Annotated in this window: 19 protein-coding genes; 8 read left to right on the top strand and 11 right to left on the bottom strand. The window is 75.6% G+C overall.

Annotated elements, in window-relative coordinates; genetic code table 11:
* Nucleotides 1–261: 261 nt before the first annotated feature.
* From Q5530_RS15895 to Q5530_RS15875, 5 genes are all read left to right on the top strand, one after another.
* On the top strand, nucleotides 262–1,254 hold the full coding sequence (locus tag Q5530_RS15895) for a tetratricopeptide repeat protein (protein WP_415363012.1): 993 nt from the start codon (nucleotides 262–264) through the stop codon (nucleotides 1,252–1,254).
* A gap of 25 nt (nucleotides 1,255–1,279) precedes the next feature.
* Nucleotides 1,280–1,621 carry a hypothetical protein gene (locus tag Q5530_RS15890; RefSeq protein ID WP_415363010.1) on the top strand — a complete coding sequence of 114 codons (342 nt, stop codon included), beginning with the start codon at nucleotides 1,280–1,282 and terminating at the stop codon, nucleotides 1,619–1,621.
* A gap of 36 nt (nucleotides 1,622–1,657) precedes the next feature.
* On the top strand, nucleotides 1,658–3,814 hold the full coding sequence (gene secD / locus Q5530_RS15885; protein WP_415363008.1) for a protein translocase subunit SecD: 2,157 nt from the start codon (nucleotides 1,658–1,660) through the stop codon (nucleotides 3,812–3,814).
* A 117-nt stretch (nucleotides 3,815–3,931) separates the two neighbouring features.
* A complete protein-coding gene (locus Q5530_RS15880; protein WP_415363007.1) occupies nucleotides 3,932–5,098 on the top strand; it encodes a lactate 2-monooxygenase in 1,167 nt (388 codons plus the stop codon).
* A 66-nt stretch (nucleotides 5,099–5,164) separates the two neighbouring features.
* Nucleotides 5,165–6,022, top strand: a complete 858-nt coding sequence (locus Q5530_RS15875) for a hypothetical protein (RefSeq protein WP_415363005.1) — start codon at nucleotides 5,165–5,167, stop codon at nucleotides 6,020–6,022.
* On the opposite strand, the gene Q5530_RS15870 is transcribed toward Q5530_RS15875, so the two are convergent.
* From Q5530_RS15870 to Q5530_RS15860, 3 genes are all read right to left on the bottom strand, one after another.
* Entirely contained in the window at nucleotides 6,004–6,675 is a 672-nt protein-coding gene (locus tag Q5530_RS15870) for a helix-turn-helix transcriptional regulator (protein ID WP_380638346.1), read from the bottom strand. The two genes, Q5530_RS15875 and Q5530_RS15870, sit on opposite strands and share 19 nt — an antisense overlap.
* Nucleotides 6,676–6,741: 66 nt before the next feature.
* Nucleotides 6,742–8,136, bottom strand: coding sequence for a carbohydrate-binding protein (locus Q5530_RS15865; RefSeq protein WP_415363003.1), 1,395 nt, complete (start codon nucleotides 8,134–8,136; stop codon nucleotides 6,742–6,744).
* Between the two features lie 199 nt (nucleotides 8,137–8,335).
* The gene (locus Q5530_RS15860) at nucleotides 8,336–10,009 is read right to left on the bottom strand and encodes a bifunctional 3'-5' exonuclease/DNA polymerase (protein ID WP_415363002.1); all 1,674 of its coding nucleotides are present in this window, start codon (nucleotides 10,007–10,009) and stop codon (nucleotides 8,336–8,338) included.
* A gap of 40 nt (nucleotides 10,010–10,049) precedes the next feature.
* Here Q5530_RS15860 and Q5530_RS15855 point away from each other — a divergent pair, with 40 nt between their 5' ends.
* A complete protein-coding gene (locus Q5530_RS15855; RefSeq protein WP_415363000.1) occupies nucleotides 10,050–12,758 on the top strand; it encodes an AAA family ATPase in 2,709 nt (902 codons plus the stop codon).
* Here Q5530_RS15855 and Q5530_RS15850 read toward each other — a convergent pair.
* On the bottom strand, nucleotides 12,745–13,668 hold the full coding sequence (locus Q5530_RS15850) for a proline dehydrogenase family protein (RefSeq protein WP_415362998.1): 924 nt from the start codon (nucleotides 13,666–13,668) through the stop codon (nucleotides 12,745–12,747). The genes Q5530_RS15855 and Q5530_RS15850 overlap by 14 nt on opposite strands.
* A 2-nt stretch (nucleotides 13,669–13,670) precedes the next feature.
* Nucleotides 13,671–15,296, bottom strand: a complete 1,626-nt coding sequence (pruA, locus tag Q5530_RS15845) for an L-glutamate gamma-semialdehyde dehydrogenase (protein WP_380638351.1) — start codon at nucleotides 15,294–15,296, stop codon at nucleotides 13,671–13,673.
* Nucleotides 15,297–15,433: 137 nt separating this feature from the next.
* Between pruA and Q5530_RS15840 the strand changes: the two genes are divergently transcribed.
* Both Q5530_RS15840 and Q5530_RS15835 read left to right on the top strand, forming a co-directional pair.
* On the top strand, nucleotides 15,434–16,975 hold the full coding sequence (locus tag Q5530_RS15840) for a PucR family transcriptional regulator (RefSeq protein WP_415362996.1): 1,542 nt from the start codon (nucleotides 15,434–15,436) through the stop codon (nucleotides 16,973–16,975).
* 71 nt (nucleotides 16,976–17,046) lie between these two features.
* Nucleotides 17,047–18,036, top strand: coding sequence for a fatty acid desaturase family protein (locus Q5530_RS15835; RefSeq protein WP_415362994.1), 990 nt, complete (start codon nucleotides 17,047–17,049; stop codon nucleotides 18,034–18,036).
* Here Q5530_RS15835 and Q5530_RS15830 read toward each other — a convergent pair.
* The 6 genes from Q5530_RS15830 to Q5530_RS15805 form a co-directional block, all read right to left on the bottom strand.
* Entirely contained in the window at nucleotides 17,945–18,613 is a 669-nt protein-coding gene (locus tag Q5530_RS15830) for a YidC/Oxa1 family membrane protein insertase (RefSeq protein ID WP_415362992.1), read from the bottom strand. The genes Q5530_RS15835 and Q5530_RS15830 overlap by 92 nt on opposite strands.
* A gap of 43 nt (nucleotides 18,614–18,656) precedes the next feature.
* Nucleotides 18,657–18,923 (bottom strand): DUF6412 domain-containing protein, encoded by a 267-nt coding sequence (locus Q5530_RS15825; protein WP_415362990.1) that lies wholly within the window; start codon nucleotides 18,921–18,923, stop codon nucleotides 18,657–18,659.
* Between the two features lie 13 nt (nucleotides 18,924–18,936).
* Entirely contained in the window at nucleotides 18,937–19,551 is a 615-nt protein-coding gene (locus tag Q5530_RS15820; protein WP_415362989.1) for a uridine kinase, read from the bottom strand.
* Nucleotides 19,548–20,144 (bottom strand): DUF402 domain-containing protein, encoded by a 597-nt coding sequence (locus Q5530_RS15815; protein ID WP_415362988.1) that lies wholly within the window; start codon nucleotides 20,142–20,144, stop codon nucleotides 19,548–19,550. Before Q5530_RS15815 ends, Q5530_RS15820 begins: the two co-directional genes overlap by 4 nt.
* A 158-nt stretch (nucleotides 20,145–20,302) precedes the next feature.
* Nucleotides 20,303–20,854 (bottom strand): hypothetical protein, encoded by a 552-nt coding sequence (locus tag Q5530_RS15810; RefSeq protein WP_415362987.1) that lies wholly within the window; start codon nucleotides 20,852–20,854, stop codon nucleotides 20,303–20,305.
* Nucleotides 20,767–21,714: a GAF domain-containing protein gene (locus Q5530_RS15805; protein WP_415362985.1), complete on the bottom strand. Its 948-nt coding sequence runs from the start codon at nucleotides 21,712–21,714 to the stop codon at nucleotides 20,767–20,769. Before Q5530_RS15805 ends, Q5530_RS15810 begins: the two co-directional genes overlap by 88 nt.
* Nucleotides 21,715–21,844 lie beyond the last annotated feature (130 nt).

Raw genomic sequence — 21,844 nt, 5'->3', positions numbered from 1 at the left:
GCCGGATCATACGCCGGTCGTGGGATATTCTTGAATAAGAAGTTATTGACTCGGAACGAGACTGCCCGTAAGTTCTGGCTCAAGAAATTCTCGGCAAGGACGATGGTGCGATCGGCCTTGCGGGACCGGGTGACGGGACTGGGCAGGGGGCAGCCCGCGTCACCGCGGGGGTGGCGGGACCGGAGTCCAGGGGGGAGCCCCGCCACCCCCGAGCACGAGGGCGCGTAGGCAGCGCGGTCGAACGCTGGAACACTCGCGGGCATGTCCGAGCCGATCGCCGCGGTCGTCGCGCGGGCCGCCGACCTCACCGCGCGAGGTCTGCCGCACCAGGCGGTCGCCCTGCTCCGCCCGGCCCTCGCCGCGAACCCCCTGCACGCCGAGGGCTGGTGCCGGCTCGCCGCGGCGCACCTCGACGCGGACGAACCCGACCCGGCGCTCGACGCGGCCAAGCGCGCCCTGGTGCTCGACGGCGACCACGCGTGGGCCCAGCGGCTGACCTCCCTGGCGCTGACCGAACTCGGCCGCCACACCGAGGCGCTGGTGGCCGCGCGCGAGTGCGTCCGCCGCCGGCCCGACGACTGGCGGTGCCGGGTGGTGCTGGCCGAAGCGCTCGCCGCGGACGCGGCCGGCCTCCCGGACGCGGCGCGGGAGGCCCGCGAGGCGACGCGGTTGGCGCCGACCGAGGCCCGCGCCTACCAGGTGCTCGGCGACGCCGCGCTGCGCCTGGGCGACTGGGGCGCCGCCGAACGCGCCTACCGCACCGCGCTGCGGCTCGACCCCGACGCCGCCGACGTGCGCGCCAACCTCGCCACCGTGCGCCGCAGGCGCGGCGGCGCGCCCGTGACCGCGCCGGCCGCCGACGTGCTGGGAGCCGCCCGCGCCCTCGTGTGGCCCGCGCTGTCCCGGCTGGCCGCGCTGCTGGTCACGGGCTGCCTGGTGCTGACCCTGGCGGCGCTGCCCCGGCCGACGCCGCTGCTCGGGTGGTTCGCCGCCGCGCTGGTCGCGGCCTGCCTCGCCGTGGTGGCGCGGCTGCTGCTGGGCGCCCGGGGCGGGGTGCGGCGGGCGCTGCTGGGGCTGCCCCGGCACCGGCCGCGGATCGCCGTCGTGGTGATCGCGTTCGGGCTGGCGCTGGTGGTGCTGTCCGGGTGGTCGGTCGCGCTCCTGCTCGGCGCGGGCACGACGCAGCCCCTCGTGCTCGCCCTGCTGTGCGCGCTGCTCGGCGGAGCCGTCGTCGTGCTGGGCGGCGGCCGGTAGCCTGGCGGAGCGGGAGGGAGGGCGGATGACCCGGCGCGCGCTGTTCGCGGTCCTGGCGTTGATCGCGGGCTTCGTCGTCGTCGCGCACCCCTCCGAACCCGCCGCCGGGGCGGTCGCGGTGTCCGCGGTGCCCGCCACCGTGGCCGGCACCCAGCCCGCCGGCACGACCACCCGCGGCACCCCGACGCACCCGGTGCAGCAGGCCGGCCACCTCGGGCAGCCGCTGGACGGCGTCCAGCCGCCCGTGCACGCCACGCCCGCGCCGCCGGTGCGCGTGGACGTCGTCGACCCCGCCCACCGCCGTCCCGAGCGGACCGGCCACGCACCCCTCGGCGAACGCGCGCCGCCCCCGACCCCCGGTAGCTGAACCCACCCGTTCACCTCATCCGGAGGTTTCCCACCCATGCCGCGCCCCAGCGCGCGGCGGGCACTGCTCGTCCGGGGGCTGTTGTCCCTCGGTGTGCTCGCCGCGTCCACGTTCACCCTGCTCACCGTCCAACCGCGCCTCGGCCTCGACCTGCGCGGCGGCACCCAGGTCGTGCTGGAGACCCCGCCCGAGGCCACCGCCGACGCCACCGACCGGGCGATGGAGGTGCTGCGCCGCCGCGTCGACGAACTCGGCGTCACCGAACCCGTCCTGGCCCGCTCCGGGTCTCACCGGATCGTGGTCGAACTGCCCGGCCTCCAGGACCCGACCGAGGCCATCGAGGTGCTCGGCCGCACCGCGCAGCTCCAGGTGCGACCCGTCACCGGACCGGGGGACGTGCCGACGCCCGACGGCGACACGGTCGGCCTGGGCGAGGTCGTGCTCACCGGCGAGGGCATCGCGGACGCCCGCGCCACCCCCAACGCCCAGGGCGTCGGCTACGTGGTCGGCGTCGACTTCCGCGGCGACGCGCCGTCGGCCTGGCAGCGCGTCACGGCCGAGGCGGCGTGCTCGCCACCCGGCGACCCGGGGCGTCGCGTCGCGTTCGTGCTCGACGACGAGGTGGTGTCCGCGCCGCAGGTCGACGGCACGGTGGCGTGCGGCACCGGCATGATCGGCGGCAGCACCCAGATCACCGGCCGGTTCGCCCAGGCGGAGGCCGACGAGCTGGCGCTGGTGATCAGGTCCGGCGCGCTGCCCGTGCCGGTGGAGGTCGTGGAGCAGCGGACCGTCGGGCCGACGCTCGGCGCGGAGGCGATCGAGGCCAGTGCCAGGGCGGCCGTCATCGGCGTCGCGCTGACCGGGCTGTTCCTGGTGTTCGCCTACCGGCTCGCCGGGCTGGTGGCGGTGCTCGCGCTGGTCGGCTACGCGGCGGTGGCGTACGCGGCGCTGCTGGCGATCGGGGCGACGCTCACCCTGCCCGGCCTGGCCGGGTTCGTGCTGGCCATCGGCATGGCGGTGGACGCCAACGTGCTGGTGTTCGAGCGGTCGCGGGAGGAGTACGCGCGACGGCGGAGGCTGCCGCGGTCGGTGGACCAGGGGTTCCGCGGCGCGCTGAGCGCGGTGGCCGACTCGAACATCACCACGCTGCTCGCCGCCGGCCTGCTGTTCTGGCTGGCCACCGGCCCGGTCAAGGGCTTCGGCGTCACCCTGTCCGTCGGTGTGCTGGCGTCGCTGTTCAGCGCACTGGTGCTCACCAGGGCGCTGCTGCACCTGGTGGTGATGCCGTTGCTGGAGAAGAAGCCGGGCTGGAGCGGCCTGCACACCCTCGGCCGGGTGCGCACGTGGCTGACCACCCGCGGCATCCGGCTCTACCGCCGGCCGCGGCGCTGGCTGCTCGCCGCCGGCGCCGTGCTGCTGGTCGCGGTGGCCGGCCTGCTCGCGCGGGGCCTGGAACTGGGCGTCGAGTTCACCGGCGGCCGGGCGATGGAGTTCGCCACCGCGTCGGCGGACGTCGGTCGGGTGAGGGCGGAACTCGCGACGGCCGGCTTCGGCGACGCGGTCGTCGTCACCTCCGGCGACGGCCTGTCCGTGCGCACCGGCCCGATCGACTCGGCCGCCGCGGTGCGCGTCGGCGAGGCGGTCGACCGGGCGACGGGCGGGGCCGAACAGCTGAGCAACGAGCTGATCGGCCCCAGCCTGGGTGACGAGCTGCGGCGCAACGCGCTGATCGCCCTGGCCGTCGCGGTGGCGGCGCAGCTGGCCTACCTGGCGTACCGCTTCGACTGGCGGCTGGGGTTGGCCACCGTGGTCGCCCTGGTGACCGACGTGGTCGTGCTGGTGGGCGCGTTCGCGTGGCTGGGGAAGACGGCGGACGCGGTGTTCCTGGCCGCCCTGCTGACCGTCATCGGGTACTCGGTCAACGACTCGGTGGTGGTGTTCGACCGGGTGCGGGAGCTGCGGCGGGCGGGTGGGCCGTTCCCCGACGTGATGAGTTCCGCGGTGCTCCAGACCCTGCCGCGGACGGTGAACACGGGGATCGGCGTGCTGTTCGTGCTGGCCGCGCTGCTGGTGCTGGGGGACGGCTCGCTGGCCGACTTCGCCACGGCGCTGCTGATCGGGCTGGTGGCGGGCACGGCGTCGACGGTGCTGACGGCGGCGCCGGTGGCGATCGTGCTGGAGGAGCGGAGGTGAGGCGCGGGGCACGCGTCGTCGCTCTCCCGGCGGCGCGTGCCCCGTCGCCGACTGCTTGCGGGCGCGGGTGCGGGGGACCAGCATGATCGGCACGCCGAGCGGAAGGTGAGGACGACGATGACCGGCCAGTTCGCCGCTTACCAGAACGAGATCTACCTCCAGGGACTGGCGGGCAACGTGCCGCCGTTCACCACCGACCCCGAGGCGCTGGAGGAGTCCGCCCGCGAGCGCCTCGGACCGGGACCGTTCTGGTACGTGGCGGGGGCGGCCGGGGCCGGGGCGACGGCGCGGGCCAACCGCGAGGCGTTCGACCGGTGGCGCATCGTGCCGCGGATGCTCACCGACGCCACCGAGCGCCACCTCGGCACCACCGTGCTCGGCACCGAGGTGCCCGCGCCCGTGCTGCTCGCGCCCGTCGGCGTCCAGTCGATCCTGCACCCGGACGGCGAGCTGGCCACCGCCCGCGCGGCGGCCGAGCTGGGCGTCCCGTTCATCCTCTCCACCGCCTCCTCGCACACGATCGAGGAGGTCGCCGAGGCCGCCGGGGACGGTCCCCGCTGGTTCCAGCTCTACTGGCCCAACGATCCGGACGTCGCCGCGAGCATCCTCGACCGCGCCCGCAAGGCCGGGTACCGCGTGCTGGTGGTCACGCTCGACACGTGGACGCTCGCCTGGCGCCCGCACGACCTCGACCAGTCCTACCTGCCGTTCATCCGGGGCGTCGGCACGGCCATCCCGTTCTCCGACCCGGCGTTCCGGGCGGGGCTGGCCGCGCCGCCCGAGGAGGACGCGCCGATGGCGATCCTGCGCTGGGTGCAGCTGTTCACCGGCACCGACAAGTCGTGGGACCAGCTGTCCTTCCTGCGCGAGCACTGGGACGGCCCGATCGTGCTCAAGGGCATCCAGCACGTGGACGACGCGCGCAAGGCCGTCGACGCGGGGGTCAGCGGCATCGTGGTGTCCAACCACGGCGGACGGCAGGTGGACGGCGCGGTCGGGTCCCTCGACGTGCTGCCGGAGATCGCCGACGCGGTGGGGGAGCAGGTCGAGGTGCTGTTCGACTCCGGTATCCGGGGCGGGGCGGACGTGGTCAAGGCGCTCGCCCTCGGAGCGAGGGCCGTGCTGGTCGGCCGGCCGTTCGCCTACGGCCTGGCCCACGGCGGCGAGGTCGGCGTGCGGCACGTGCTGCGCGGCCTGCTCGCGGACTTCGACCTCACCCTGGGGCTGTCCGGCCACCGCAGCCCGGCCGAGCTGCACCGCGGGGTGCTGCGCGAGCGGCGGTGACCCGTCCGCGCGGGATGGCCGATTCGTCCAAGACGCGGCGGTGACCGCGGGCCTACCGTTCCGGGCATGATCGAAGCGGCACGGACCTTCCTCTGGCACCACGCGCGCGTCCTGGAGCAGCGGCGGTTCGCGTTCCTGTTCGACGGCGGGCCCGCCGAGCCGGTGGTGCGCGCGGTGCTCGCGTACCGCAACGACGACGGCGGGTTCGGCCACGCGCTGGAACCGGACGGGCGCGGGCCGACCAGTCAGCCGCTGCACACCTTCACGGCGCTGTCGCTGCTGCACGAGGTCGGCGGGACCGCGCCCGGGGCCCTCGACTTCCTGGCCTCGGTCACCAACCCCGACGGCGGTGTGCCCAACTGCCTGGCCACCGCGCGCGAGCACCCCAGGGCGCCGTGGTGGCAGGTGTCCGCGGACAGCGACCTGCTGATGACCGCGCTGCTGGCGTCCGTCCTGCACCGGACCGGCGCCGAGCACCCGTGGCTGGACGGGGCCACCGCGTTCTGCTGGCGCCGCCTCGACGAGCTGGTCGAGTCGCACCCGTACGAGGCGGCCGCCTGCGCCCACTTCCTCGACGCGGTGCCCGACCGGGACCGCGCCGGCGCGGCGGCGGAGCGGTTGGGCGCGCTCGTGCGGGAGCAGGGCCTGGTCGACCTGGGCCAGGGTCGGGCGCACGAGGGTTACGCGGCGGGCGAGACGCACAAGCCGCACCACTACGCGCCCACCCCGGACAGCCTCGCCCGGCGCTGGTTCCGCGACGAGGAGGTCGAGCGGGACCTCGACGCCCTCGCCGCCGCCCGCCAGGAGGACGGCGGGTGGACGTTCCCGTGGCCGGCGTGGACCCCGGTCACCACCCACGAGTGGCGTCCGATCGTCACGATCGAGGCGCTGCTGACCCTGCGTGCCTACGGTCGGATCAGCTGACCCAGCGGCACGCCGGCCAGCTCGCGCACCTCGCGGGACAGGTGCGCCTGGTCGGCGTAGCCGGTGCGGTGGGCGACGTCGGCGAACGGCACCCCCCGCCGCGCCAGCCCCACCGCCCGGTCGAACCGCAGCACCCGGTGCAGCACCTTCGGCCCGTAGCCGAACGCGGCCAGGCTGCGCCGGTGCAGCTGCCGCACGGACATGCCCAGGTCGTCGGCCAGGCGGGCCACGCCGGAGGTGGGCACGGCGGCCACGATCGCGGCCGCCGCGGGGTCCGGCGGCGTCGCCCGCAGCCGGCGCAGGGCGGCCTCCGCGAGCACCGCGCACGGGTCGTCCGCCGCGGCCAGTTCGTCCTCCAGCGCCGCGGTCGGCCCCCACAGCTCGGCCAGCGGCACCCGCTGGTCGCGCAGCGCGTGGCCGGGGACGCCGAACGCGGCCGGCCCGGCGCCCGGTCCGAACCGGACGCCGTACAGCGTGCCCGGCTCGCCCGAGCTCAGGTGCGCCCCGGTGTCCGGTCCGGCCACGAACAGCCGGCCGGACGTCGACCACATGATGTCGGTGCACCCGTCGGGCACGACGCGGCCGGTGACCGGGCGGGTCGTGCTCCGCTGCCACGCGCACGCCAGGCCGGCGAACGGGCGTTCGACGTACACGCGGAGAACTGTAGTCGGCAGTGGCGGGCCGCGCGGGGGAGGCGCGGGCGCGGCCCGCCACGGGTCTCACGTGCCGAACCTGATCCAGTTGAGGCTCACGAACGCGTTGGGCTGGCCGCTGGTGAACGTCACGTAGACGTCGTGCGTGCCGGTGACGCCCGAGATGTTCGCCGGCACCGTGCGCCAGCTCTGCCAGCCGCCCGTGCTGCCGACGGCGAAGCTGCCGATCGGGGTCGCGGTCGGGCTGCCCAGCCGCACCTCGACCAGGCCGCTCGCCCCGCCCGTCGCGCCGGACGCCACCCGGCCGTAGAACTGGCGCGCGGTGGCCGAGCCGAACCGGACGCCGGAGAACCGCAGCGAGTTGCCGTTGCGCAGCTGCGCCACCGCCTGACCGCCGTCGGCCGACTCGACCGTGCCGCCGTTGCGGGTGGTGGCCTGCTCGGCCTGGATGTCGGCGTAGGCGTCCCAGCCGCTGCCGCCGGGCGGGTTGGTGGTGGTCGTGGTGGTCGGGTTCTGGCCGCTGCCGCCCGCCGACCACACCGCGACGTAGTCGACCACCAGGGAGTGGCCCGGCACGGTGGCGGAGGTGGGCGTGGCGTGGCCGGCCACGCCGTTGGGGAACGCGCCGCCGATGGCCAGGTTCAGCAGCAGGAAGTACCCGGCGTGGCTGGTCATGTTGTTCCACGTGGTGGCGTCCATCTGGTTCTGGCTGACGCTGTGGAACTGCTGGCCGTCCACGTACCAGCGCAGCTGCTTGGGGCTGACGCTCTCGTCCCACTCGAACCGGTAGGTGTGGAACGCCGACTGGCACGACGAGCCCGGGCACTGCCTGCTCGCGCCGAGGCCGTTGGTCTCGTTGCACGGGCCGCCGGGGTTCACGCCGCAGTGCAGCACGCCCCAGACGGAGTTGATGCCGTTGACGTTCTCCATGACGTCGAACTCGCCGATGGCGGGCCAGTTCCAGTAGTTGCCGCGGTAGGGGGAGCCGAGCGCCCAGAACGCGGGCCAGTAGCCGAGGGCCGCCGCGCCGGTGACGTTGGGCATCTGGAGGCGGCTCTCGATGGCCAGCTTGCCGCCGGCGGGGGCCTTGAAGTTCGCCCGCTGGGTCTCGATGCGGGCGGAGGTCCAGCCGCCGCCGCTGTCGCGCAGCGCGGTGATCCGCAGGTTGCCGGAGCCGTCGAGCTTGATGTTGTTGGTGCTGTTGGTGTAGTTCTGGATCTCGCCGGTGCCCCAGTTCCCGGGGCCGCCCGGGTAGCCGTGGCCGAGGTCGAAGATCCAGTTCTGCGAGGACGGCAGGGTGTTGGCCGCACCGTTGAAGTCGTCGCTCCACTGGAGCGTCCAGCCCGGTGGTGTGGACGGCACCGAGGCGTTGGCCGTGGCGATGGCGGCTAGGGGCACGGCGGTGATGAGGGCGGCGGCGATCGCGAGTACGCGCTGTCGGCGGCTCGGCTTGAGCACCATGCGCGGTGACCTCCTTGTCACTGGGTGCTGCGCGACGACGAAGGGCGTTCCCCTCTCATGAGAGCGCTCTCACAATGATCGTTCAAGAGACCGAACAGCCCAAAGGAGACGCGGGTGCGCGGGTCGTGGGCCGAACGCGGGTGTGGAACTCACCCGTCACGGGTGTTCGACACGGTGGTCCCGAACGTTCGACTCGCGGTTACTTGGCCTCGGCGTAGGTGTCCACCGGGACGGCTTTGAGGGGGAAGCGGACCGGGGTGTCGCCGAACACCAGGCGGGAGGCTTCCTGCCCGGCCGCGGTGACCTCGGCGCACACCACCTCGGCCTGCTCCTCCGGGCAGTGCACCAGGACCTCGTCGTGCTGGAAGAAGACCAGGTGCGAGCCCGGCGCGGCCTGGTGCAGGCGGCGGCGCAGCGCGCCCAGCAGGGCCGCCGTCCAGTCCGCCGCGCTGGCCTGCACGACGAAGTTGCGGGTGAAGCGGCCCCAGTCGCGGGCCGCGCGCCGGGAGCGGCGCAGCGCGTCCTCGCCCTCGTCCGCGCTGCCGGTCAGCTCGCGCCACGCCTCCGACGGCGGCGGGCTGGTGCGGCCCAGCCGGGAGCGGACCACCCGGCCCTGCTCGCCCGCCAGGGCGGCGGCCTCGACGTAGCCGACGGCCTCGGGGAACCGGCGCCGGAGCACGGCCATGGCGGGCGCGGCCGCGCCGCCCGTGCCGCCGTACATCGCCGACAGCATCGCGAGCTTCGCCCGGTCCCGGTCGCCGTCGAACGCCTCCTCCGCCAACGTCGTGTAGAGGTCGTCGTCGGTGGACACGCCGGCGAACCCCCGGTCGTCCGCCAGCGCCGCCAGCACGCGCGGCTCCAGCTGGGCCGCGTCCGCCGCGACCAGCTTCCACCCCGGGTCGGCCCGCACCGCGGTCCGCAGCACGCGCGGGATCTGGAGCGCCGCCCCGCCCCGCGTGGCCCACCGCCCGGACACCACGCCGCCCACCACGTAGTCCGCCCGGAACCGGCCGTCCGACACCCACGCGTCGAGCCACGACCAGCCGTGCGCGACCCACAGCCTGGCCAGTTCCTTGTACTCCAGCAGCGGTCCGACCGCCGGGTGGTCGACGCCCTTGAGCACCCACGCCCGCGTCGACGGCACGTCGACGCCCTCCCGCGCGAACGCCCGCACGATCCCCGGCGGGTGGTCGGGGTTGACCTGCCTGCCGCCGAACGCCGCCGTGATCCGGTCCGCCAGCTCGGCCAGCACCCGCGGCCGGGCCCCGGTCACCGGCCGCGGCCCGAGCAGGTCCTCCAGCAGCCGCTCGTGCACGTCCTCCCGCCACGGCAGGCCGAAGTGCGTCATCTCGGCGGCGGCCAGCGCGCTCGCCGACTCGGCCGCGAACAGCAGCCGCAACCGGTCCGCGTGCGGCAGGCCGGCCGCGACCCGCTGCTGCTCGCCGTGCACCTCGACCACCGCGTCCAGCGGGTCCACCCCGCCGGGCAGCCGCTCCTGCTCCGGCTCGAACAGCGTCGGCTGGCTGTCGCGCTTGCGCGGCCCGTGGTCCTCGGGCACCGGCAGCCCGCGCAACCGCGCCACGGCCGCCCCCAACCCGCGCGGCTCCCCGTGCCGCTTCCGGTAGGCCAGCAGGAGGTGCTCGACGTGCGAGAGGTCCTGGCACCGCTCCACGCGGACCCCGCGCGCCAGCAGGCCGGGGTAGACGTCGGTGGTCGCCGACCACAGCCAGCGGGGCCGGTGCCGGGCCTCGAAATCGGCCACGGCCGCCGCGAGGTCCGACGCCTCGACGACGGGGCCGGTGGGCACGCCGGCGTCGGAGAGCGGGCGCAACCTCCCCGCGTTCTCCGCGTCGGGCACCAGGGCGACGAGCACGTCCTGGATTGTGCCCCCGGGGTCCGACAACCGTGGGTCGATGGGTGAGCTGCGGTGGGCCGGGTGGGCGGGGCCCGGAGCGCCGGTTCCGGGACCGGTGGGCGCGGGGTTCGGGTCCACCCGGAACACCATCACCCGATCGGGCAAGCAGCAGCCCGGCAAGATGGTGATCGTGGACCTGTCGCCCGGTGAGCTGCTCGACCCGCGGTACGAGGTGGTGCCGTTCCGCGGCCGGGCGGCGGAGCTGCGGGAGCTGGACCGGTGGGTCGACGGCGGAGGGTCGTCCGTGCTGCTGCTCCACGGCCCCGCCGGCGTCGGGAAGACCAGGCTGGCGCGGCGCCTCGCGGCGGGCGCGCCGGTCCGCGTGGTGGACGACGCCGACCTCCTCCCCTGGCGCGAGCTGCACGACCTGCTGCGCGAACCGGACACCCACGTCCTGCTGCTCGCCCGCACGGCGGGCTGGTGGTGGTCGGCGGCCCGCCAGCGCGCGGCCGACCTCGGGCGCACCGGCGCCGAGCTGGCGCTGGGCCCCTGCCCGGAGCAGCACGCCGCGTCCTTCGCCGACGCCTGCGACCGCTTCGCCGACGCCCTCGGCCTCCCGCGCCCGACCGCGCCGGCGGCACCCGACCCGGCGGCACCCGACCCGGCCGCGGCCACCTACCACGACCTGCACCTGAGCGCCCTCGCCGTCGTGCACGGGGTGCGCGACCCGGACCGGGCCGACCTGGTGCGCTGGCTGGTCAGCGTCGACCCCGCCGCGACCGACCGGGGCCGCCTGGCCGAGGACGTGCTCGCCGTCGCGCTGCTGGACGAGCGGATCGAGCCCGAGTGCACCCCGGAGACGCTGGAGGCGCTGCTGCGCGCCGCCGACCGGTGGCCCCACGTGCCGCGCCGCGCGGAGCGGCTGTTCGCCGCCCGGCCGGACCTGGCGCGCACCGCCACCGCGGCCACCCTGCGCGCGGTGGCCGGGCTGCCCGCGGCGGCCGCGGCCGTGGCCAGGGACGTGTTCGACGACGCCCGCTTCCACGGCGACCCGCTGCCCGCCGTGCTCACCCGGGCCCTGCTGCGCGACCGCGACCGCCACGACGACCGCGACCGCCACCGCGGCCACGACCCCGACCGCGCCACCGACCGCGACCGCGACCCCGACCGCAACCGGGCCGGTGGCGCGGGCAAGTCCGAGCTGGCCGAGCTGCACGGGGTGCTCAGCGCCCGCGCCGCGCTGGCCGCGCTGCGCGAGGAGGCGCTGGAGGCCACGAGCCTGGAGGTCGGCCTCTACCGCGAGCTGACCGCGGCGGACCCGGTCGAGCACCGGTCCGCGCTCGCGGACGCGCTGGGCGACCTCGGCCTGAAGCTCGTCGCGGTCGGCCGGGACGCGGAGGCCGTGACGGCGGCGGAGGAGGCCGTCGAGCTGTGCCGGCTGGCCGCCGCCGAGGACGTCGACTACGCGCCCCGCCTGGTCGGCGCGCTCGACCAGCTCAGCCTGCGCTACGCCGCGGTGGGCCGCCGCGACGAGGCGCTGGCCGCGGTCGCGGAGGCGGCCGTGCGCTGCCGGGACCTGGCCGGCCACCAGCACGCCCTGTTCGGCCTCGACCTGGCCAAGGTCACCCACCACCACGCGGCCCGGCTGTTCGACGCGGGCCGCCGCGAGGAGGCCGCGCGCACCGCCCGGCTGGCCGTGGCGCGCTGGCGCTCGGTCGCGGCCGCCGACCCGCGCTTCGAGGCCGACCTGGCCCGCGCGCTGGTCTCGGTGGCCGCGCTGCTGTCCTCGTGCGGCCTGCCCGAGGAGGCGGTGGCGGCGGTGGAGGAGTCGGTCGCGGTGCTGCGCCGGCTCGCGCGGGCCAACCCGCGCGACTTCGAGTCGGAACTCGCGGGCGCGCTCGGCGAGCTGGCCGCGGCCCACCGGGACCGCCCGGTCGAGGCCGCGGCCGCCGCGGACGAGGTCGTGCTGGTGCGCCGCCGGCTGGCCCGGGGCGGGGACCCGGACGCGGTGGCGAGGCTGGCCGCGGCCCTGGTCGCGCAGGTGGACGTGGCGGCCGACGGCGGCGCGGGCGTGCTGGAGCGGCTGTCGGTGGCCGAGGAGGCGGTGGAGCTGCTGCGCCCGTCGGCCGTCCGCCACCCGGCCGCGTTCACGGCGGCGCGGGCGAAGGTGGTCGGGCTGCTGCTCGCGGCCGGCCGCGAGCGCGAGGCGCGGCGGCTGGCGGAGGAGGTGCTGGTCGCGGCCGGGGACCTGCCGCACCACGTGCTCGTGGGGCAGGGTCCCGAGCCGGCCCGCGCCCTGCGCGCGCTCGCCGACGAGCTGCCCGAGACCGACGAGCTGGCCGCGCGCCTGGTGGAGCGCGCCGCCGCGACCTGGCGGGACCTGCTGGGCCGCCACCGCGCCGCGGCCACCGCGTTCCCGGAGGCCGTGCACCGGGCCGCGGTGCTGCGCCGCGCCCAGGACCACCCCGGCGCGGCGGACCACGCCCGGTGGGCCGTGCTGGCGTGGCAGCTGACCAGGGCGCCGGACGAGCTGGCGGCCGAGGCGCGCTACGCGGACGCGCTGCTGTTCCGCGTGCGCCTGTGCGTCGAGGGCAACACCGACCTCGACCGGGCGCTGCTGCTCGCGCACCGCGCCGTGGAGGTGCTGCGCGCGGCCGGCGCGCCGGCGGAGGTGTGCCGGGGTGCGACCGCGGCGGTGGACGACGTGCTCCGGGCGCACGCCGACCCGGAGGTGACGCGCGCCCGGCCGCGGGCTAGTTCGTGGTGATCAGCGAGCGCAGGAAGAACCCCACGTTCGCGGGCCGCTCGGCCAGCCGCCGCATGAAGTAGCCGTACCACTCGTCGCCGTAGGGCACGTACACCCGCATCCGGTGGCCCTCGGCGGCGAGGCGGCGCTGCTCCTCGGGCCGGATGCCGTAGAGCATCTGGAACTCGTAGCTGCTCTTGGGGCGCCGGCTCGCCAGCTCGCCCGCGATGGCGATCAGCCGCGGGTCGTGCGAGGCGACCATGGGGTAGCCGGAGCCCTCCAGCAGCACCCGCAGGCAGCGCACGTAGGACAGGTCGACGTCGGCCTTGTCCTGGAACGCCACCGAGGCGGGTTCCCTGTAGGCGCCCTTGCACAGCCGCACGCGCGACCCGGCGTGCGCCAGGTCCCGGCAGTCCTGCTCGGTGCGCTTGAGGTACGCCTGGAGCACCGCGCCCACCCACGGGAAGTCCACGCGCAGCTCGCGCAGGATGCCCAGGGTGGAGTCGGTGGTGGTGTGGTCCTCCATGTCGAGGGTGACCGTGGTGCCGACCACGCCCGCCGCCGCGCAGATGCGGCGCGCGTTCTCCAGCGCGATCTTCTCGCCGTCCACGGGCAGGAACTGGCCCACCGCGGACAGCTTCACCGACACCTCGGCCCGCCCGGTGTGCCCGGCGAGCTCCAGGCGGCGCAGCAGGTCGAGGTACGCCTCGACGGTCGCGGTCGCCTGCGCGGCGTCCCGGGTGTCCTCTCCGAGGTGGTCCAGGGTGACGTACCGGCCGTCGGCCAGCAGCTCGCCGGTGGTGGCGACGGCCGCGTCGACGTCGTCGCCGGAGATGAAGCGCCTGACCACCGGCCGGGTCAGCGGTGTGCGTTCGACCAGCCCGCGGACGGCCCCGGAGCGGGCGGCGGCGAGCAGCGCGGAGCGGAGCATGATCACCCCTGGTGCGGGTAGCGGATGGTGGTCGGCGGCGCGAAGGTCTCCTTGATGGACCGGGGGCTCACCCAGCGCAGCAGGTTGTGGACCGAGCCGGCCTTGTCGTTGGTGCCCGAGGCCCGGCCGCCACCGAAGGGCTGCTGGCCCACGACCGCGCCGGTGGGCTTGTCGTTGACGTAGAAGTTGCCCGCGGCGAACCGCAGGTCCTCCTGCGCCTTCACGATGGCGCGCCGGTCCTGGGCGATGACCGCGCCGGTCAGGGCGTAGGGGGCGGCCTTCTCCATCTGCTCGACCACGGTGTCGTAGTCGGCGTCGTCGAACACGTGCACCGCGAGCACCGGGCCGAAGTACTCGGTGGTGAACACCTCGTGGCCGGGGTCCTCGCCCAGCAGCACGGTGGGCCGCACGAAGTAGCCGTCGGTGTCGTCGGCGGTGCCGCCGGCCACGACCTCCAGCTTCGGGTCGCGCCGCGCCGCGTCCAGCACGCCGGACAGCTTGTCGAACGACCGCCGGTCGATCACCGCGCCCATGAAGTTGTCGAGGTCGGTGACGTCGCCGACGGTCAGCGCCTCGACCTCGGCCAGCAGGTCGTCCTTGAGCCGGTTCCACACCGAGCGCGGCACGTAGGCGCGGGACGCGGCCGAGCACTTCTGGCCCTGGTACTCGAACGCGCCGCGGACCAGCGCGGTGCGCAGCACGTCCAGGTCGGCCGACGGGTGGGCCAGCACGAAGTCCTTGCCGCCGGTCTCGCCGACGACGCGCGGGTAGGCGCGGTAGTTCGCGATGTTCGCGCCGACCTGCCCCCACAGGTGCTGGAAGGTCTTGGTGGAGCCGGTGAAGTGGATGCCCGCCAGGTCCGGGTCGGCCAGCGCGACCTCGGACACGGCCAGGCCGTCGCCGGGCAGCAGGTTGATCACGCCCGGCGGCAGGCCCGCCTCCTCCAGCAGCCGCATGGTCAGGTGCGCGGCGAGGCCCTGCGTGGGCGAGGGCTTCCACAGCACGACGTTGCCCATCAGGGCGGGCGCGGTGGGCAGGTTGGCCGCGATGGCGGTGAAGTTGAACGGCGTGATCGCGTAGACGAAGCCCTCCAGCGGGCGGTGGTCGGTGCGGTTCCACACGCCGGGGGAGGACTGCGGCTGCTCGGCCAGCAGCTGCCGGCCGAACGAGACGTTGAAGCGCCAGAAGTCGATCAGCTCGCACGCGGCGTCGATCTCGGCCTGGATCGCGGTCTTGGACTGCCCGAGCATGGTGGCGGCGTTCATCCTGGCCCGCCACGGGCCGGCCAGCAGCTCGGCGGCCTTGAGCAGGATCGCGGCCCGGTCGTCGAAGGACAGGGCGCGCCACGCGGGCGCGGCCTCGCGGGCGGCGGCGATGGCGTCCCGGGTGTCCTGCCCGGTGGCGCCGCGCGCGGTGCCCAGGACGGCGCGGTGGTTGTGCGGCTGCACGACGTCGAAGGGATCGCCTCCGCCGGCGCGCTGCTCGCCCCCGATGGTCAGGGTCAGCTCGACGGGCTCCTTGGTCAGCTCGGCCAGCTCCGCCTGGAGCCGCGCGCGCTCCGGGGCGCCGGGGGCGTAACCGAGGACGGGCTCGTTCACCGGTGCGGGGACCGCGGTCACGGCATCCACAAGCTGCTCCTTCGCCACCTGATCGGGGAGTACCCCAACTGTGGTTGGGTTCCCCAAACGGTAGGACTTCCGACCCTGCGCGCTGTTGTCCTCACGTCTAGGCTTGGCCACCCGTTGTTGTGCGAATGGACAAAAGGATGAGCCTGCGTCAGGTGCTGATCGCCCTCGGCGACCCGTTCGTCGAGGTGCAGGCCGCACCGCACGGGTTGGAGGCCGACGTGCTCGACGTCGTGATCCTCGACCCCGACGACGTGCCCGACATCCGGCCCGGCGACCTGGTCCTGGTCGTGGGCGCCCGGGGGCGCGCGGCCCTGCCGCTGGTCAAGGCGGCCGCGGCCGGGGGCGCGGTGGCCGTGGCGGTCAAGGCCGACGCGCCCGCGCCCGTGCTCAGGCAGGCCGCGGCGGACGCGGGCGTCGCCCTGCTCGCGGTCCGCCCCGAGGTGCGCTGGGAACACCTCGAAGCCCTGGCCAGGGGCGTGGTCACGAACGCCCGCCTGACCGCCGACGCGGGCGCGGGCGAGGCCGTCGGCGACCTGTTCGGCCTGGCCCAGACGATCGCCGCGCTGACCGGCGGCAGCGTCAGCATCGAGGACACCGCGAGCCGCGTGCTCGCCTACTCCCGCTCGTCCGACGAGGTCGACGAGCTGCGCCGGTTGTCGATCCTGGGCCGCCAGGGGCCCGAGCCCTACCTGAAGATGCTCCGCGAGTGGGGCGTCTACCGGCGGCTGCGCGCGGGCGAGGAGGTCGTGCGCATCGACGAGCACCCCGAGCTGGGCATCCGCCGCCGGCTCGCGGTCGGCGTCCACGCGGGCACGCGGCCGCTGGGCGCGATCTGGGTGCAGGAGGGCGCCGCGCCGCTCACCGAGCAGGCCGAGCGCGCCCTGCTCGGCGCGGCCAGGGTGACCGCGCTGCACCTCGTGCAGCAGCGGGAGCCCGCGGTCGCGTTCCGGGAGAACCTGCTGGCCTCGCTGCTCGACGGCCGCACGGAGGCCGGGTCGCTGGCCGAGCAGATCGGCGCCGACCCGGACCGGCCCGCCGCGGTCGTGGTGTTCGCGCTGCGCGGGCAGGAGCACGCCGACCGCACCGAGCACGAGCTGCGCCGCGCCGAGATGACCGGCCTGATCTCCGTGCACGCCGCCGCGTACCGGCGCACCGCCCTGGTCAGCCAGCGGTCCGGCCGCACCTACGCGCTGCTGCCCGACCTGCCGCCGAAGGCGCCGCTGCTCGCCCTGACCAGGGAGATCGTGGCCGCCGCCCGCGGGCACATGGGCCTGCGCGTGCAGGCCGCGGTCGGGTGCACGGTGCCGACCGTGGACGAGGTGATGGTCTCGCGCGGGGAGGCCGACCGGGTGCTGGACGCGATGGCCCGCGACCTGGACGCCGACGTCGCCACCCTGGCCGACGTGCGCTCCCGGGTGCTGGTCGGGGAGACCCTGGCGCTGCTCGCCGGGCACCCGCGCATCCGCGACCCGAGGCTGACCGCGCTGGACCCGGAGCTGGCCCGCTCCCTGCTGGCCTACCTCGACGAGTTCGGCGACGTGCGCACCGCGGCGGCGAAACTGCACGTCCACCCGAACACGCTGAGGTACCGGGTCCGGCGCGCCGCGGAGCTCGGCGGCTTCGACCTGGACGACCCCCTCCTCCGGTTGTTCGCGCAGCTGCAACTGAGGCTGTCCTGAAGGAACGGCCCCGGCCCACGTACCCTCCGCTGGTGAGCACCCGCGGCAGCGACTTCGCTGAACTATCCCGGTTGGTCAAGCAGCGAGGGCTGCTCGACCGACGCGTCGGCTATTACGCCTGGTACTTCGCCGGGGTGGTGGGCGCCTTGCTCCTCACCGTCGCTGCCGTGGTGCTCATCGGCGACTCCTGGTGGCAGCTCGTGCCCGCCGCGGTGCTCGCCGTGGTCTTCACGCAGATCGCCTTCCTCGGACATGATTCAGGTCACCGGCAGGTCTTCGCGAGCCACCGCGCCAACCAGACCGCCGGCCTGCTGCTGGGCAACCTGTTCGTCGGCGTGGGCTACGGCTGGTGGATGGGCAAGCACACCCGCCACCACGCCAACCCCAACCACGAGGACGACGACCCGGACGTGGACATCTCGGTGCTCGCGTTCAGCGCCGAGCAGGCCCAGCGCAAGCGCGGCTTCTTCCGGTTCGTGGTGAAGCACCAGGCGTGGCTGTTCTTCCCGCTGCTGCTGCTGGAGGGCTTCAGCCTGCACATCATCAGCGCCGCCGCCGCCGTGCGCCGCGAGGTCAAGAGCTGGCGGCTGGAGCTGGCGCTGCTGGCCGTGCACGTCATCGGCTACCTGGCGCTGGTGTTCTCGATGATGTCGCCGGGCAAGGCCCTGGCCTTCATCGCGGTCCACCAGGGCCTGTTCGGCGTCTACATGGGCATCTCCTTCGCGCCCAACCACAAGGGGATGCCGGTGCTCCAGGCCGGCCACCAGCTGGACTTCCTGCGCAAGCAGGTGCTCACCTCGCGCAACGTCACCGGCGGCTGGTTCACCGACTTCCTGCTCGGCGGCCTGAACTACCAGATCGAGCACCACCTGTTCCCGAACATGCCGCGGCCGCACCTGCGCCACGCGCAGGCGCTGGTCCGCGACTTCTGCGGCCGGCACTCGGTGTCCTACGCCGAGTGCGGCCTGTTCACCTCTTACGCGCACGTGCTGAAGTACCTGCACGAGGCGGGAGCTGAACTGCGCGGTACAGGAAAGCTCGCTCCAGCAGCGTCCAGCTAGTGGTGGTCGCCAGGTAGATCCCGGCGGCCAGCGGCAGCACGGCGGCGATCAGCACCGTGCCGAAGGGGAGCAGCCGCAGCAGCCCCGCGAACGGCGGCTGCGGCGCTCCACCGCGCCTGGCCACCGTCGCCTGCCGGCGGGAGGTCGCGAACGCGACCACCGCCAGCAGCGCGAACAACCCGGCGAACACCGGCGTGTGCGTCCAGGCGCCGAACCAGTGCGCGCCCAGCGGCACGCCCAGCAGCGTGCCGTCGAGCAGCGGGTTCGGCGTGGTCACGAGCTGGTACACGACCATGAAGAACGGCGCCTGGGCCAACGCGGGCAGGCAGCCCGCGAACAGCGAGGTGCCGTTCTCCCGGTAGAGCTCCAGGGTCTTCTCCTGGAGCTTCACCCGGTCCTCGCCGTACTTGTCGGTGAGCGCGCGCAGCTCGGGGGCGAGGGCGGCACGGGCCTTCTCGCCGCGCACGGCGGCCCGGCTGAGCGGGTGCAGCAGCAGCCGGACGGCCGCGGTGAGCAGGACGATGGCCAGGGCGGGCGTGGCGATCCCGGCCAGGGCTGAGCCCAGGGCGTGGAACAAGGGGGAACTCCGTCTTCAGAGCGGGGAAAAGGGGACTCGGCGCTTATCGGCCGAATCCCGGTGCCCTGGGACGGGGACGCCCGGCGGCGTCGGGGTCGCGCAACCGCAGGAACGCGGCGCGCAGCGACTTCTCGCGGATCGACAGCGACCGCACCCACGCGGGCGCGGCGTGCACCACCGGCGCGGTGAGCAGCAGCAGCACCAGCGCCACGGCCGCCACGGCGGCGATGACCTCGGCCGGCGAGTTCAGCACCGCGAGGCAGTAGAGCGCGGGCAGGACCAGCGCGATCAGCAGCCGCACCCCGTCCACGCCCATCACCCCCTCAGTCCACTGTACCCACGAGAGCGGGTCGCGCGGGGTGGTCGTAGCGCACCGTCACATCGGCCCGGGGCTCGTAGGAGTCGTACGCGGGCAGCGTCCACCGCCACGCGTCCGGCAGCTGCCGCTCCAGCGCCGCCGGTGACAGCCACAGGTGCACGGACAGCTCGGCGGGCAGCCACCTGTCCAGCAGCAGCGTGCCGTCGAGCAGCAGCACCCCGGCCGGGCCGAGCGCCACGTAGTCGGCGCGGTGCGCCCGGTCCGCAGCCGCGTTCCACAGCCTCGGCAGCACCCGCCCCGAACCGCCGGGGTCCAGCGGTCCGAGCACCTCCCGCGTCAGCCCGCCCACGTCCAGCCACGAGTCGCGGAACGAGTCCGGGTCCTCGTGGCCGTGCTCCAGGCGCACGGACGCGGGCCGCAGGAAGTCGTCGGCGGACACGCGCAGCACCGGGCGGCCCAGCGCGCGCAGCGGCTCCACCAGGCGGTCGGCCAGCTCGCCCGGCCGGGTCGGCGGCGCGCCGTCGAGGAGCACGCGGGCCCACGTCGAGCGCGGCAGGGCGTCGACCCGCCCGACCAGCTCGTCCACCAGGGCGCGGGGGGAGAGGGGCACGACCTTCACGGCAGCGGGTAGTCCGCCCACCCGGCCGGCAGCGCCGGCACCGGCCAGTCCGGGTCCGGTCGCCACGCCGCCCACGCCGGGTCCCACCACGTCGTGCCCGCGGTCAGCATGGCCGCGACCTCCTCGCCGGTGGCGCGGATCGCCCCGGCCTGCCCGGCGGTGTACTTGCCCTCCGCGACCTGCTCCTCGAACTCGTCGCGGTCCAGCTCCTCCCAGTCCCCGTCCACCGGCGCCCAGTAGTCCAGCGCGTGGTCGAGGGTGTCGAACCCGAGCGCGGTGCGCCGGAACGGGTCCTGGAGGTTGAGGTACCAGCCCTTGAACCGGCCGTCCCCGCCCCAGTACAGGTCCACCGAGTAGGCGTCGCCGGGCCGGTGCAGCTGGAGCTTGCCGACCCCGCGCCAGTGCGTCCGGCCGCGCGCCTGCCAGTGGTGGGCCCGGTGGTGCGGCGGGAACCCGAACACCGCGCCGGGCGGTGTGAACACGACCAGCAGGTCGGGCCCGTCGAGCACGACCCGCGTCGGCGTCACCGACCACGGCTTCCCGTGCAGCACCTCGCGCCGCAACGCCACGTCACCCGGTTGGAAGAACCCCACGCGGACAGCCTAGGACGCGGCGGCGCCGGTCACGCGGGTGTGCTCGGGCTGGTGCCGGTCACGCGGTAGTGCTCGCTCGGGTGACCGGCCCGTCGCGCGGTCGTGCCCGGGGCCGGAACCCGCCGGACCCGCCACGTCCGCCACGTCCGCCGGTCCCGCTAGGCCAGCGCTCGCCGCAGCCGCCGGGTCGCCACCTCGCGCCGGGGGTCGGTGCCCGGCAGCAGCCACACCAGCCGCTCCAGCACCGCCACGTCGTCGCTGACCAGCCCGAACGCCCACAGCGCCGCCACGTCGCCCCGGTCCAGCACGGCCCGCCGCACCGCCGAGGCCAGGTCCTCGCGCTCCTCGCGCACCGCGGGCGCCTCGGACCGGGGCAGCAGCGGACCCCGGTAGACCGCCGCGGCCGCGCCGACGTCCCCCGCGCGCAACGCCTCGCGCACCGCCAGGAAATCGCCCCGCACGTCGGCCGCCAGGCGGTACGGCCTGGTCAGCAGCACCCCGCCGAGCTGGGCGCGCAACCGGTGCAGCTCGGCCCGCACGGTCGTCGGGTTGCCCCGCTCGCCGTACACGTGCAGCGCCAGCTCCTCCGCGGTCGACCCGCGCGGGTGCAGCGCCAGCGCCGTCAGCAGCTCCGCGTGCCGCGCGGACAGCGCCAGCTCCCGCCCCTCCAGCGACCCCGCCACCGCGCCCAGGAACCGCAGCGACAGCACGGGCCGCCGCTGTGCCCGGCGCGGCACCCGCAGCAGGTAGCCCTCGTCCAGCGGTTCCAGCAGCGCCTCGCGCCCGCACCCCAGCAGGACCCGGTCGCCGGACACGTCGACGCTCGTCCCAGCAGGCCCGGTGGCTCCGCCGCCAGCACCCGCCCGCTCGGGCCGAGCAGCGCCCCGGGCTCGCCGCGCAGGGCGATCAGGTGCCGCATGTTCGCCGACCGCAGGCGCTCGTCCCGCGCCGCCGACCGGAGCCGCAGCTGGCCCTCCGCCAACCGCGCCGCCGCCGACACCAGCGCGGCCGTCACCGGGTGCGCGCTGGTCAGCGGCCCGCTCACGTCCACCGTGCCGATGGTGCGGCCGGTGTCCGGGTCTCGCACCGGGCTCGCCGTGCACGTCCACCCGTGGTAGGTCCGCACCAGGTGCTCGGCCGAGTGCACGGTCACCGGCCGGTCCACCACCAGCGCCGTGCCCATGGCGTTGGTGCCGATGGCGGTCTCGCTCCAGCACGCGCCCTCGGCCAGCCGCACCCGCTCGGCCCGGCCGCGCACCGGGGTGGAGCCCTCGCACCACAGGACGGTGCCGTCCACGTCGGTGACGAGCATGACGTGCTCGGCCTCGTCGGCGATGCCCACCAGGGTCTCGCGCAGCACCGGCAGCGCCGCCGCGAGCGGGTGCGCGTCCCGCCGGTCGACGACGCCGGCGCGGTCGAGCACCACCGGCGCCTCGTGCCGCTCCGGGTCGACCCGCGCGGCCAGCGACCGCCGCCACGACTCCACGATCACCTCGCGCGCGCCCCGCACCCGGTCACCGCCCAGCACCAGCTCGCGCTGGCGCGCGAGTCGTCGCGGATCCGGTTGCATCGGCGGCCCTCCCGCCACCCAGCATGGCCCCGGTCCGGCGGGCGCGGCAAGCCGGCCGCTGCGCCGTTCGGGTGCAACGCGGGTGCAACGTGGCGCCGCGCACGCTGCGTGCTCGACCACGACCCCGGAG

The organism is Saccharothrix sp. BKS2, from assembly GCF_047689505.1.
Taxonomy (GTDB): Bacteria; Actinomycetota; Actinomycetes; order Mycobacteriales; family Pseudonocardiaceae; genus Actinosynnema; species Actinosynnema lopnurensis.
This window is presented reverse-complemented; position numbering and strand designations above follow the sequence as displayed.

Coding starts and splice junctions, on each gene's coding strand:
- Q5530_RS15895 (WP_415363012.1), top strand. CDS start 262: ATGTCCGAGCCGATCGCCGCGGTCGTCGCGCGGGCCGCCGACCTCACC.
- Q5530_RS15890 (WP_415363010.1), top strand. CDS start 1,280: ATGACCCGGCGCGCGCTGTTCGCGGTCCTGGCGTTGATCGCGGGCTTC.
- secD (WP_415363008.1), top strand. CDS start 1,658: ATGCCGCGCCCCAGCGCGCGGCGGGCACTGCTCGTCCGGGGGCTGTTG.
- Q5530_RS15880 (WP_415363007.1), top strand. CDS start 3,932: ATGACCGGCCAGTTCGCCGCTTACCAGAACGAGATCTACCTCCAGGGA.
- Q5530_RS15875 (WP_415363005.1), top strand. CDS start 5,165: ATGATCGAAGCGGCACGGACCTTCCTCTGGCACCACGCGCGCGTCCTG.
- Q5530_RS15865 (WP_415363003.1), bottom strand. CDS start 8,136: ATGGTGCTCAAGCCGAGCCGCCGACAGCGCGTACTCGCGATCGCCGCC.
- Q5530_RS15855 (WP_415363000.1), top strand. CDS start 10,050: ATGGGTGAGCTGCGGTGGGCCGGGTGGGCGGGGCCCGGAGCGCCGGTT.
- Q5530_RS15850 (WP_415362998.1), bottom strand. CDS start 13,668: ATGCTCCGCTCCGCGCTGCTCGCCGCCGCCCGCTCCGGGGCCGTCCGC.
- Q5530_RS15840 (WP_415362996.1), top strand. CDS start 15,434: ATGAGCCTGCGTCAGGTGCTGATCGCCCTCGGCGACCCGTTCGTCGAG.
- Q5530_RS15805 (WP_415362985.1), bottom strand. CDS start 21,714: ATGCAACCGGATCCGCGACGACTCGCGCGCCAGCGCGAGCTGGTGCTG.